Annotated in this window: 10 protein-coding genes; 8 read left to right on the top strand and 2 right to left on the bottom strand. The window is 38.2% G+C overall.

Annotated features, from left to right (window positions below; translation table 11 throughout):
- From H5185_RS17990 to glmM, 7 genes are all read left to right on the top strand, one after another.
- Positions 1 to 798 (top strand): glycosyltransferase (locus H5185_RS17990; RefSeq protein WP_182742780.1); only part of this gene is annotated, 798 nt, incomplete at its 5' end.
- The gene (locus tag H5185_RS17985; protein WP_182742779.1) at positions 795 to 1,628 is read left to right on the top strand and encodes a glycosyltransferase; all 834 of its coding nucleotides are present in this window, start codon (positions 795 to 797) and stop codon (positions 1,626 to 1,628) included. The genes H5185_RS17990 and H5185_RS17985, both read left to right, overlap by 4 nt.
- On the top strand, positions 1,621 to 2,535 hold the full coding sequence (locus tag H5185_RS17980; RefSeq protein WP_182742778.1) for an NAD-dependent epimerase/dehydratase family protein: 915 nt from the start codon (positions 1,621 to 1,623) through the stop codon (positions 2,533 to 2,535). Before H5185_RS17985 ends, H5185_RS17980 begins: the two co-directional genes overlap by 8 nt.
- 10 nt (positions 2,536 to 2,545) lie before the next feature.
- Positions 2,546 to 3,094 carry a sugar transferase gene (locus H5185_RS17975; protein WP_182742777.1) on the top strand — a complete coding sequence of 183 codons (549 nt, stop codon included), beginning with the start codon at positions 2,546 to 2,548 and terminating at the stop codon, positions 3,092 to 3,094.
- 305 nt (positions 3,095 to 3,399) lie between these two features.
- On the top strand, positions 3,400 to 5,334 hold the full coding sequence (locus H5185_RS17970; protein WP_182742776.1) for a nucleoside-diphosphate sugar epimerase/dehydratase: 1,935 nt from the start codon (positions 3,400 to 3,402) through the stop codon (positions 5,332 to 5,334).
- 106 nt (positions 5,335 to 5,440) lie between these two features.
- On the top strand, positions 5,441 to 6,328 hold the full coding sequence (galU, locus tag H5185_RS17965) for a UTP--glucose-1-phosphate uridylyltransferase GalU (protein WP_182742775.1): 888 nt from the start codon (positions 5,441 to 5,443) through the stop codon (positions 6,326 to 6,328).
- A gap of 315 nt (positions 6,329 to 6,643) precedes the next feature.
- Positions 6,644 to 7,993 carry a phosphoglucosamine mutase gene (glmM, locus tag H5185_RS17960; RefSeq protein WP_182742774.1) on the top strand — a complete coding sequence of 450 codons (1,350 nt, stop codon included), beginning with the start codon at positions 6,644 to 6,646 and terminating at the stop codon, positions 7,991 to 7,993.
- 354 nt (positions 7,994 to 8,347) lie between these two features.
- Here glmM and H5185_RS17955 read toward each other — a convergent pair whose 3' ends face one another.
- Positions 8,348 to 9,580 (bottom strand): tail fiber domain-containing protein, encoded by a 1,233-nt coding sequence (locus tag H5185_RS17955; RefSeq protein WP_182742773.1) that lies wholly within the window; start codon positions 9,578 to 9,580, stop codon positions 8,348 to 8,350.
- Positions 9,581 to 9,582: 2 nt separating this feature from the next.
- On the bottom strand, positions 9,583 to 10,035 hold the full coding sequence (locus H5185_RS17950) for a hypothetical protein (protein ID WP_182742772.1): 453 nt from the start codon (positions 10,033 to 10,035) through the stop codon (positions 9,583 to 9,585).
- Positions 10,036 to 10,367: 332 nt separating this feature from the next.
- Between H5185_RS17950 and H5185_RS17945 the strand changes: the two genes are divergently transcribed.
- A partial coding sequence (locus tag H5185_RS17945) for a hypothetical protein (RefSeq protein ID WP_182742771.1) occupies positions 10,368 to 12,703 on the top strand: 2,336 nt, incomplete at its 3' end.

The following is a 12,703-nucleotide window of genomic DNA, read 5'->3' as shown; positions in this document are numbered from 1 at the left end:
ATCCGTTCTATATATGAACAAGTCGATTATGTAATTATTGTTAATAATGGTTTGCAGATTAGTATATCTAATCTAGATATTGAATGTAAGAATCTTAAGATTATTGATATGGAAGGGAATAAGGGTATTGGTTATGCTCAAAATTGTGGTGTCATTGAGTCCTCTAGGTTAGGTTGTAAATACTCTATACTTTTCGATCAAGATAGCTCCGTTAATGATGGTTTTGTTTCAAAAATTTTGGATGGATTTGTAGCTAGTGATGTCGTCGCTGTAGGGCCCAGTATTATTGACTCAAGAAGTAAAAAAGTATTTTCATACTATACTTATTCAGGTTTGAAAAGAAAGAAATCTATTTTAAACCCAGTTGTTAATGACCATTTTCATGAAACAGATGTTTTAATATCTTCGGGTAGTATTGTATGTAACTCGATATTTATTGAAAATTTAAATAATTCTAATTTATTTATCGAATATGTCGATGTTGAGTGGTGTTTACGAATGAGACAAAAAAATTATAGAATATTATTTTCTGATTCGGTAAATATGCAACACGAGCTCGGGGACTCGAGAGAGCGTTTATTTGGTATAGAATTTCCTATTCATAAACCCGAGAGATATTTTTTTGTTGTTAGAAACGGAATATATTGCTGTTTTAATAGTAACTTTCCATTTTCATTTAGATATTATAACTTCATCAGAATTTTGATTTTATCTTTTCTTGTTTTAATCAAAACTGATAAGAAGCTCACTACAATGATTTCTATGATTAAAGGTCTTTTGGGGAAAGTTAACGTATGAAACCTATTAATTTTCCTGAATTTTCAGTTTTAATGTCTTTGTATGACAAAGAGTCGCCAGTATACTTAGAGGAATGTTTGAATAGTTTATATCTTCAATCGGTTCAAGCTGATGAAATTGTTATTGTGTTTGATGGCCCACTGCCTTCTTCACTAATTAATGTAGTAGAAAGTTGGAAATCAAAAGTTTCAATAAGAGAAGTGAAAATACATCAAAATGTAGGACTTGGAAAAGCATTAAATATTGGGTTGAAGGAGTGTAAGTATGAGCTTGTTGCTCGAATGGATACAGATGATATCTGTAATAAAGATAGATGTAAAAAGCAATTAAGTTTATTTGTAAATAATTCAGATATCAGTATATGCGGCTCGTACATAGATGAATTTGTTGATAATAAGCTTAATGTAATAAATCAAAGAAAAGTCCCTATTACAAGTGATGTTATTTATCAAAAGTGTTCTAAATCTAACCCTTTTAATCATATGACAGTTATGTATAAAAAATCAGATATTATTAACTCTGGTAGTTATCAACATTTACCTTGGATGGAAGACTGGTATTTGTGGTTAAGATTATTAGCGAAAGGATATAAGGGGCAGAATATAAATGAAAGTTTAGTTTATGCTCGAGTCGGTAATGATATGCTCGGAAGACGATCAGGTTTCCAGTATATTAAAAGTGAATGGCTTTTAACAAAGGTTAAATTGTCTCTCAAACTAACCAATATATTCTCAGCAATACTAATTTTCTTAATTCGTTCTATTCCAAGGTTATTTCCTAAATTTTTATTGGCGAAAGTGTACAGTTTTTCAAGGCGTAATAATGGGTAGGATCTTATTAAGTGGCTCAACCGGTTTCATCGGAAGAAACTTATATTGTTCTAATAAGAATGCTTTTAAACGTATTATTAGAAGTGTCAATAAATTATCAACTTTTGATGACTATATTATCCACGATTTTGCCCCCGAAATGAATTGGAGTAATGCATTCGATGATATTACTTCAATTATACATCTTGCTGGGATTGCACATTCTAAAACTAACTCATACGAAGATTATAAATCTGTTAATGTAGATTCAACTTTGAATTTTGCGATGCAAGCTGCAACCGCTGGAGTTAAAAGGTTCGTTTTTGTGAGCTCTATAGGAGTTAACGGCACTCAGACATTTGATTTGCCTTTTACACATAATTCACAACCGCACCCACGTAATTATTATTCTAAATCAAAATTGGATGCTGAGTTAGGTTTACAGCGTATATCTAATGAAACTGGAATGGAGCTTGTCATCATTAGGCCAACATTGGTTTATGGTTTAAATGCTCCAGGCAATTTTGGGGCCTTATCTCGCTTTATCATCAAGTCTCCGCTATTACCATTTGGTTTGGTTAAGAATCGACGTAGTTTTATTTCTGTTCAGAACTTAGCCAATCTGTTGTTGGTGTGTGCTAATCATCCTAATGCGGGCGGGCATATTTTTTTAGCATCAGAGGGCGAAACAGTTTCTATTAAAACATTTACAAGTAATATAGCAAATGGATTCGGTAAAAGTGTTTTTCAGTTGCCAGTCCCTATTGGCTTTATGAGTTTAGTTGGTAAGCTTTTAGGTAAATCTTCAATGGTTGAACAATTGGTTAGTAATCTTGAAGTTGACTCATCAAACCTAAGAGAAATACTAGATTGGACCCCACCTTATACTATGAAAGAGTCAATGGCCTTTCTTAAACAAGTTAAATAGAGTATTTCACATGATCCGTATTCTTGATTTTTTAGCTGCCTTTTTGGGTTTATTGTTACTTTGGCCAGTTTTAATTATAGTCACAATTATTGGCATATTTGATACCGGCTCACCGGTTTTCATTCAAACTCGTGTCGGTAAGAATCAAAAGCCATTTAAACTAATAAAGTTTCGGACTATGTCTGTTGAAACCAAATCTGTAGCCAGTCATCTAGCCAGTAATGCATCAATCACTAAGCTTGGTGCATTTTTGCGTAAAACTAAGATTGATGAGTTACCACAATTAATTAACGTAGTTAAAGGTGAAATGAGCCTTGTTGGTCCTCGTCCTAACTTGTTTAATCAAGAAGAGTTGATTAAAGAGCGTGATGCTTTAGGTGTTTACGATGTACTACCTGGTGTAACAGGTCTAGCACAAGTAAAGAACATTGATATGTCTACTCCAAAGCTCCTTGCAAAAACCGATAAGCAGATGATTGAAACGCTTAATATCAAAAACTACCTTAAGTATATTTTGATGACGGCGACAGGTAGTGGTTCAGGTGATGCCGTAAAGTAGACTTTCTACTGCTATTTATTTCGGACCTACCGCCTTGTTTATTGATTTCAAGTCTAAGATGACAATTTTTTCTAAATGTATCTTGTTTACAAGGTAAATTGTCTCAGGTTTCTTGCTTTATCATTATCAAGTCTATATCAGTCAATGTCTTATTGAATATTGTGTTGATATTGCCTTTTCACTAACATATCACTTTTACCAATAACGCACACTCGTGTTAAACTCGATGTTTTGACTGGTTATGCAAGCTTTTATGTAGATAAGATTTTTTTATTATTATGAATGTTATTAATTTGGAGCGCGAAATGGATTTTCTGCAACGTATTTTTTCTTTACCTCGTCCTCAGAAACGGTTGGTAAGTCTTTTTGTTGATTCATTGTTTTTAGTTTGTGCTTTTTGGGCTGCATTATTAGTCCGACTCGATGATAGCAGCGTGTTGAGCAATGCTACCTTTTGGTTGGTCATTTCAATCGTTCTGCCCATAAGTTTAGTGTTATTTGCTAAATTAGGTCTTTACCGCGCAGTGCTGCGTTACATGGGCTTACAAGCGCTTGTGGCCATTGTCATTGGGGTTACGGTATCAACCATTACATTAGTGTTGGTCTCTTTTTATGCTGAAGCTAATATTCCTCGAACAGTTCCGTTAATCTACGCAGCATTTTCATTAGTTTTTATTGGTGGTTCACGAACTATAGTTCGTTCTATTGTCGGTTCTGGAATGAAACGTACTGGTGAGCCTGTGATCATTTATGGTGCTGGCGTGAGTGGTCGCCAATTATTAACGTCATTGGTTCAAAGCCATGAATATCATCCTTTTGCTTTTGTTGATGATGACGTGTCATTGCATGGTACGGTTATTCAAGGGGTTCATGTTCATTCTCCTTCCATTATTCGTAAGTTAATTAAGCAAAAATCAGTCACAAAAGTGCTACTTGCCATGCCAAGCGCCACTCGTGCTAAACGTCAGGCGATATTGACTCGTCTTGAACCTTTAGCCGTTCAGGTACTCACTATTCCTGCAATGTCTGATCTTGTAAACGGTACTAAACTTTATAGTGATATCAAGGAAGTTGAAATTGATGACTTACTTGGTCGTGATGCAGTTAATCCTCGCGAAGACCTTTTGTCTGCCAATATTAAAGACAAAGTGGTTATGGTCACTGGTGCCGGAGGCTCTATAGGTTCGGAGTTATGTCGACAGATCTTGAAACAGTCACCTAAAAAGTTAGTCCTTTTTGAGTTATCTGAGTTTGCTTTGTATGCCATCGATCGTGAATTAAATGCAACGGCTAAAGAGCTCGGTTTAGCTGTCAGAATTCTGCCTATGATGGGTTCAGTTCAGCGTGAAAATCGTGTGCAAGCGGTTATGGAGTCGTTCGGCGTTCAAACAGTTTACCATGCAGCTGCTTATAAACATGTGCCTTTAGTCGAGCATAATGTCGTTGAAGGTGTTCGCAATAATGTATTTGGCACTCTTTATACTGCTAGGGCAGCTATAGCTGCAAAGGTTGAAACATTTGTGTTGGTTTCAACAGACAAAGCTGTTCGTCCAACGAATGTAATGGGCACCACTAAGCGTATGGCAGAGCTCGTTTTACAGGCATTGTCACGAGAGAATAATAAAACCCGTTTTTGTATGGTTAGATTTGGTAATGTGCTCGGTTCATCTGGCTCGGTTGTGCCTTTGTTTAGAACTCAAATTGCTAATGGTGGCCCTGTAACGGTTACTCACCCCGAAATTACCCGTTTTTTTATGACGATACCAGAAGCATCCCAGTTAGTTATTCAAGCTGGTGCTATGGGTAAGGGCGGTGATGTATTTGTACTGGATATGGGCAAGTCGGTAAAGATTGTTGATTTAGCCAAAAAAATGATCCGCTTAAGTGGTTATGATGTCCGAAGTGAGAAAAATCCTGATGGCGATATCGCTATCGAGTTTAGTGGATTACGCCCAGGCGAGAAATTATACGAAGAATTACTTATTGGCGATGATGTCACAGGTACTGAACATGAGCGCATCATGACAGCAAATGAGTTGTATTTAACATGGGCTGAGTATTCTGTGATTTTAGACCGTTTAGATTTGGCTTGTCATCAGTTCAACCATGAAGCCATTCGTGATATTTTACTTAAAGCGCCTACAGGTTTTGCGCCGACAGATGGTATTTGCGATTTGGTTTATCAACAAAAAGCTAAAAACTCTGAGGCTGCTAAGAAAGTCATTAACCTTGTATCTTGATTTTTTGATTAACTAAACTTCTTAGTTAATTAATTTATTTTTACTCACTCATATTTTGCCTGAGTCTGATAACCTGATATTTGGCTCATTTTGACAAGGATTTAAAATGAAAGTAGTTATTCCCGTTGCAGGTCTTGGTACCCGCATGTTGCCGGCGACCAAAGCCATTCCGAAAGAGATGTTGCCTTTAGTTGATAAACCGTTAATTCAATATATCGTCAATGAGTGTGTTGCTGCTGGTGTGAAAGAAATTGTGCTAGTTACTCATGCCAGTAAAAATGCCATTGAAAATCACTTTGATAAATCTTACGAGCTTGAATCAACTTTAGAAAAACGCGTAAAACGTCAGCTTCTTGAAGAAGTCCAAGCGATTTGTCCTAAAGATGTGACCATCATGCATGTGCGTCAAGGCGAAGCCAAAGGGTTAGGTCATGCGGTATTGTGTGCCTATCCTTGTATTGGTAATAACCCATTTGCGGTCGTGTTACCTGATGTTGTGTTAGATGAATATACTGCTAATCAAAAAACTGAAAACTTAGCTGCGATGATAGCGCGTTACAAATCGACATTTGCTAGCCAAATTATGGTGGCTCCTGTACCTGAATGTGACGTCAATAAATACGGCATAGCCGATTGTAATGGTGTTGATATAACCCCGGGTGACTCAGCTAAAATCAAGAGGATGGTCGAAAAACCTGCTGTTGGTGAAGCCCCGTCTAATCTAGCTGTTGTTGGTCGTTATGTATTATCAGAAAAGATCTGGCGATTACTGGCTAAAACACCAGCTGGTGCAGGTGATGAAATTCAGTTAACTGATGCCATTGATATGCTGATTGAACAAGATACCGTTGAAGCCTTTAACATGACCGGCAAGTCACATGATTGCGGTGATAAATTAGGTTATATGAATGCTTTTGTTGAATATGGCTTACGCGATGCTAAGTTAGGCGCAGATTTCAAAAAAAGTGTTGAAAAAATTCTGTTCGAACTGTAACACTTAATTATGATGTGCTTTTAAACCAACTCTTGTGTAGTTGGTTTTTTGCTTTTAGGAATTGGCTAAAAGCCTAGATTAGCTTCGCTGCTAGGACGACCTTCGGTCTTCGAGGACGCTTCGCTGCTAGATGTTAGTAATAATAGGGCGCCTGCGGCTAGGACTCTTCGCGGTTAGATGCTATACAATCTTAGCTGTAAAGCTGTCCCTAACAGGACGCAGTCCGCTCTCTGGCGAGCCTGCGAGTTTCTAGAATCTAGAACCTACCAGGACTTAGTCCGTCCTAGGTACTTAATTTTTTATATTGGAGTTTTTATGTCTCGTAAGTATTTTGGCACCGATGGTGTCCGTGGAAAGGTGGGGACATTTCCTATTACGCCTGATTTTGCTATGAAGTTAGGTTGGGCTGCGGGCAAAGTATTAGCCTCAACCGGTACCCAAGAAGTATTGATTGGTAAAGATACTCGAAGCAGCGGTTATATGTTGGAGTCTGCTATTGAGGCAGGTTTGTCTGCTGCGGGTGTGAACGTAGCATTAATTGGTCCTATGCCAACTCCAGCTGTGGCCTATTTAGCCTCTACATTCCGTGCCGATGCTGGTGTAGTAATTAGTGCGTCACATAATCCTTTTTATGATAATGGTATTAAGTTTTTCTCAAATTCTGGCACTAAGCTTAATGACGAGCAAGAGCTTGAAATTGAAGCATTGTTAGATCAAGCCCTTAATCATAATGCGATGGAATGTGTTTCATCTGAATTGTTAGGTAAAGTCCGTCGTATTACTGATGCTGCGGGTCGTTACATTGAGTTTTGTAAAGGTGTTTTTGCTAAAGACTTAACTTTAGCTGGCCTTAAAATTGTCGTCGATAGTGCCAATGGCGCTGCTTATCATATTGCACCCAATGTATACCGCGAGTTAGGTGCTGAAGTGATTAGCATTAATGACAAACCTAATGGTACCAATATTAACGACCATTGCGGTGCGACCCATTTAGACAGCTTACAAACTGCAGTAATGGTGCATGAAGCTGATTTAGGCATTGCGATGGACGGTGACGCTGACCGTGTAATGTTTGTTGACCATAATGGCCACGTAGTGGATGGTGACCAAATTTTATATATTCTGGCTAAAACTGCCAAGCAGCAAGGCACATTAAGTGGCGGTGTGGTTGGCACATTAATGTCTAACCTTGGTCTTGAGATTGCGTTAAAAGAAATGGATATCCCGTTTAAACGCGCCAAAGTGGGCGACCGTTATGTGGTTGAACAATTAAAAGCCACTGGATGGCGCATAGGTGGCGAAGGTTCTGGCCATATTTTACACCTTGACCATGCCTCTACTGGCGATGCTGTTGTGGCATCTCTATTAGTATTACAAGCGGTATTACAATCTGGCGAGTCATTAGCTGACATAGTATCGGGTATGAAAAAGTTACCGCAGGTGCTGCTAAATGTGCGTTTAATCGCTAACAATGCTAATGAGATCCTAGCCTCTGCTGCTGTAAAACAAGCAGTGATTGAAGCTGAAGCTGTTCTAGGTGATAAAGGTCGTGTTTTATTACGCAAATCAGGTACTGAACCGCTAATCCGCGTAATGGTTGAATCAACAGATCTTGATATGTCGCAAGCTCAAGCAGAACATATAGCTAAAGCCGTTCGTGCTTAGTCATTAACAAACAAAGCGCTGAATAAAAAACTTAATAAAAAGGAAGCACTCAGAAGATAGGTATCTTCTGAGTGCTTTTTTTGTTTGGCTTTATGAAGCCATAGACACATTGATTCAAAGTAAGTGGTCAATTAACCCCACATACCAATAAAAACCAGACTTTGGCATAGTGCTTCTTTGCAAAAGAGGCACTATGAATCAGTCGCAAAACATGACCACTGGACTCAAATACTGACTGAGTTCAAACAAAGCCAGTTACCGATTAAACTCTTGCAGAGTTACTAGTTTATGGGATTACGCAATAAAAAAGCGCTCATTGCTTAGCGCTTGAGGGCATATATTAATCTTCTAACGTTAGGGTTTTGCTTGCTGCAACTTAATTAACGAGTTTTCTAATTTCTCAATTTTCTCATTTTGAGATTCAACTTTATTCATTAATGCTTTAATTGCAGCCAATGAGATACCTGATGTGTCGGTGGGTGAAATATGTTTATTATCTACTCCGACACTGAAGGTTTCAAAAAACTCTTCGGCCATTGGACCTATATGTATTATTTTGCCTGCATCTTGAATATATGACCATGAATAGATATCAAGGTTAGCAATTAATTTTAAGATGTTATCGCCATTGATTAGGTTTATGTTGTTTTTTGTTTCCCGACTGGAAGAACCATTAATGGTGCCCCCCGCTGTAATATTACCTTTGAAATAGCCATTACCATTAGCATCTACTGAAAACTCAATACCTTGACTCTCTCTTTCATCGAAATTAATAGAGTCTTGATAGTTATGTACCCACCAGTTTTTTCCGTTAGTTTTCCTTAAAAATGAAATAGCTGACGTATTTTGAGCTTCTAGCTCTAAAGATAGTCTAGTTGGACTGGTAGCGTCTGTATTTCTAATAAGCATGGTTGGTACTAATGGGGAGTTAGTATCTAAACTATTAATATGTAGTTTTGCACTAGGACTTGCCGTGCCTAAGCCTATGTCTCCGTCAACATCAATAAATACAGAATTTGAGGGGGCGCCAGGTTTAATTTTAAAGGGTAATTTAGAGCCATTGGTGACATCACGAATAAAAAAGTTTGTTTCGTTGCCAGCAACGTCCCACGTTTGTGCGCTAAAACCTGAGCTGCCATCTTGCTCTAGACGCATAGCAGGAGTATTGCCATCAACAACATGCAATGGGACCACTGGTGTCGATGTACCTACCCCGATTCTCCCGCTAGAAGCAACAAACAATGAGTTATTCTTTGCCCCTGCCATTATAGTGAATGGTGTGCGTCCTGAGTCGACATCATCTATTGAAAACTTATTCAAGCCACCATTAGCGCTATCATTAGCTGTTAGTTGCCAATCGTTAGTTGGAAAGCTGCCACTGCTACTGGTATCTTGAAATTTAATGCGTAAGTTGTTTTCTTTAAGCCTTAATGTGTCAAAGCTAAAATTCTCACCATTGACGCAGTCTTGCCCTATGCAAGCACTACCTACAACAATTAAGTCATCTTGTATTTGTTGGTCGGCATAAAGATTAATTGATACCGAAAGTGGAATGATTGCCCAAGCAAGCTTATATGTTGTTTTCATTATTAATACCTGCTGTTTTGGATTTGTTGAGTACTTAGTTCAAGAGCTGCTTCTGATACATCGTCAATCACAAACTGATTGTCTTTGACATTAAAATGACCTGATGTTGTTTGGATATTACCTGTATTTCGTTTGGCGTTTTTACGACCTGTTTTAGGGTCTGTTATGTATTCAAGTTTTCCATTTTGTGTGTACTGAATTTGGTAAGTATAGCTACCTGAGTCAGTAATATTGAGTGCTTCAATGTCAACTTGAGTTTTGTTGTTTTCCAGTGTCACTGATTCATTGAATCCGTTAGGACCAGAAATCGTAATCATCGCTTGGTCAAAATTATTGCCTGTGTCGATGTCTAGTATTGACCCGCTTACTGCGATGTTATTTGCAAGACATACGGAAGAGGTAAACAGTGCTGCTATACATAATGTGGCTTTGATTGTTTTTTGTACTGTTTTCATTTTTTAAGCCTTTATATTTTTATCTGAGGTTATTTTAACCAAAAAGCAACATTTAGCAAACTATTAGCACGTACTTAGCACTTATTTGATTATCTAATGGGATTTCATTTATGTTTTAATGATTTTTATTTGTGTTGAAAATCTAGGATTAGATGTCTGTTTCACTCGGCTTTTTATGATGTTGATTATTTTCTAATTGTTTTGTTTGAGCTGAAACAATTAATTAGGCCAGTTTTGCTTTTTACTGTTATTATTGTTAACTAAATGTAAATCGCCGTTACCGTGATTCGCGGTAAGAAAAGCCAATAATGAAAAATGAGAAAGGATTCGCTATGACTGCGATGCTAAAAAAAACACTAATAGGTTTATTTAACCTTTCTAGCCTTGCTTACCTATTTATATTAATGGCCAGCTCTGCGGTAAATGCAGTACCAATTGACCTTTCTTTGACCGGTAACTTGAGCAGTTCGACGGTTTCTGTCGGTAATTCAAGTACTTTAACCTACACTTTAACCAATAATTCCTCATCAGATTCCGCCTCAGATATTGGTTTTACTGTTAATTTACCTCTTGGAGTTGTTGTTGCTGAGCAAACTAACGATTCAATCTCCTGCGATATTGGTAGTTACACGCTTGTGGCTGGCGGTAATAATGTTGTTGCTAGTGGATATCAGTTAAGTCAGGGGCAAAGTTGTAAGTTAATATTTAACGTTACCGCGAGCTCTGCGGGTGTGCTAAACATTACCACCACAGACCTGTCATCGAGTATTGGTGGTGGTACTGATTCATCAACAACACTGACGGCAAGTGACACTTCTGTGTCGACGACTTTATCGCTGTCACCAAATTCTATTTCTGTTGGAAACTTTACTCGATTAACCTTGGCACTGGCCAATACACAAAACTCTTACACTTATGGTTTTAGTGGCAAGATTGATTTGCCTAGTGGGTTGGTTATTGCACCAGTAACAAACTTTTCAACTGATTGTGGTGATTACATGCTATTGACTGAGTCGGCCGGTGCCAGCTCAATTACGTTAACTTCTCAATCTTATCCTTTGGAACAGTTTGCCTTTTTAGCCCCAGGCTCTGACATTTCACCTTCTACATGTAATGTGTCTATCGATTTATTATCGAGTATTGCTAGTGACTACGACATTATTACTTCAGATATGACTTATACCAATACAAGTAACCGTATTGGTAAAGCGTCTACTTTTTTAGATGTGCAAAAACAGTTTGTTAGCATTGTTTTAGACCCACTGGCAGTCACCCCTGGACAAACTGCTAACTTGAATGTTTCTTTAACTAATTTTGACCGTAATAATGATGCGAATAATATCACTTTCAGTGATAATTTAGAGTCTGCATTAACAGGGTTAATTGCCACCGGATTGCCTATAAATGATGTGTGTGGCAGTGGCTCTGTTTTGTCGGGGACCGATGTTGTTACGCTAACTAATGGTTCTTTGTCTGGCGGAGCAAGTTGCTCATTTAGTATCCCTGTCCAAATACCTGCTAATTCAGTAATTGGTTTGTATAACAATGTAGTTAGCAACATTTCATCGTCAATTAGCAACTATGCTGACGTAGCGAATGCATTTTATGTTTCAAATGCCCCAACGCTTTCCATTGATGTACTTGAATCAGGCATTACTGCCGGAGATACCATCACACTTAGGTATACTTTAACTAATATTGATAACGCTTTTGATGCGACTGGAATCGCTTTCAGTACGCTTATTGGCGGGACATCGGTTGCCACCATTTCAACATTACCCGGCAGTAATTTTTGTAATTCTACTGGCGCAAGTAGTTCTCAATTTCTCAATGATGCCTATCAAGTTAATCTATCTGCAATCACACTTGCTGCTGGCCAGTCATGTACATTTGATGTTGGCTTAACCCTTAATGCAAATATCAACTCTGGAACTTATCCGTTTATTGCTCAACAAATAAAGGCAACTATTGACGGGCAGACTATATCTAGTCAGAGCCCTTCTGCAAATGCTGTTATTTCTGTTAATTCAGCTCCAAGCTTACGCTTTTCGTTTCAAGATGATGTGCTGCTCCCAGGGGCTGCAAGTGTCATAGATTTTGAGTTATCTCACCATGCTAATGCATCTGCTGATGCCACAAGTATTGCTTTTACACTTGATTTGGATGCTGGATTAGCAGGTTTAGTCGCGACTGGGATACCTATCTCTGATGTCTGTGGGGCTGGAGCGGTTGTTAATGGCTCGTCTACAATTTCTTTTTCTGGAGGCAGCTTAAATCCGGGAGGAACGTGTAATTTTTCTGTGCCTATTCAGCTCCCCGCTGGGACTGTTGGTAGTAATTTCACTTTCACAAGCTCTAATACTACAGCGAGTGTAGCTGGCAATGAAGTCAATAAAGCTGGGGGGGCATCTTCGGTTACAGTTACAGGATTACGTTTTAGTCAATCCTTCTCAGATAGTGCAATAAAAGTTGGTAATGCAGGATCACAAGTTGACGTAATTTATTTACTGACAAATGAGACTGGCGCAGGTGATGCTACTAGCATTACCTTTAATGAAAATTTTAGTAGCTTTATTTCTGGTACTACTATTGCTTCGGCCAATCAAAGTGGTTTTTGTGGTGCGGGTTCTACAACATCCGGTGCCGGAGTTAGTTTTTTAGTCGTGAG

The sequence above is a fragment of the Shewanella sp. SG44-6 genome (genome assembly GCF_014164185.1).
GTDB lineage: Bacteria > Pseudomonadota > Gammaproteobacteria > Enterobacterales > Shewanellaceae > Shewanella > Shewanella vesiculosa.
Note: the sequence above shows the minus strand (reverse complement) of the source record. Positions and strands in the feature narration are given on the sequence as shown.

Excerpts from the sequence above, each read along its gene's own strand:
- H5185_RS17985 (WP_182742779.1), top strand. The coding sequence starts at position 795 with ATGAAACCTATTAATTTTCCTGAATTTTCAGTTTTAATGTCTTTGTAT.
- H5185_RS17980 (WP_182742778.1), top strand. The coding sequence starts at position 1,621 with ATGGGTAGGATCTTATTAAGTGGCTCAACCGGTTTCATCGGAAGAAAC.
- H5185_RS17975 (WP_182742777.1), top strand. The coding sequence starts at position 2,546 with ATGATCCGTATTCTTGATTTTTTAGCTGCCTTTTTGGGTTTATTGTTA.
- H5185_RS17970 (WP_182742776.1), top strand. The coding sequence starts at position 3,400 with ATGGATTTTCTGCAACGTATTTTTTCTTTACCTCGTCCTCAGAAACGG.
- galU (WP_182742775.1), top strand. The coding sequence starts at position 5,441 with ATGAAAGTAGTTATTCCCGTTGCAGGTCTTGGTACCCGCATGTTGCCG.
- glmM (WP_182742774.1), top strand. The coding sequence starts at position 6,644 with ATGTCTCGTAAGTATTTTGGCACCGATGGTGTCCGTGGAAAGGTGGGG.
- H5185_RS17955 (WP_182742773.1), bottom strand. The coding sequence starts at position 9,580 with ATGAAAACAACATATAAGCTTGCTTGGGCAATCATTCCACTTTCGGTA.
- H5185_RS17950 (WP_182742772.1), bottom strand. The coding sequence starts at position 10,035 with ATGAAAACAGTACAAAAAACAATCAAAGCCACATTATGTATAGCAGCA.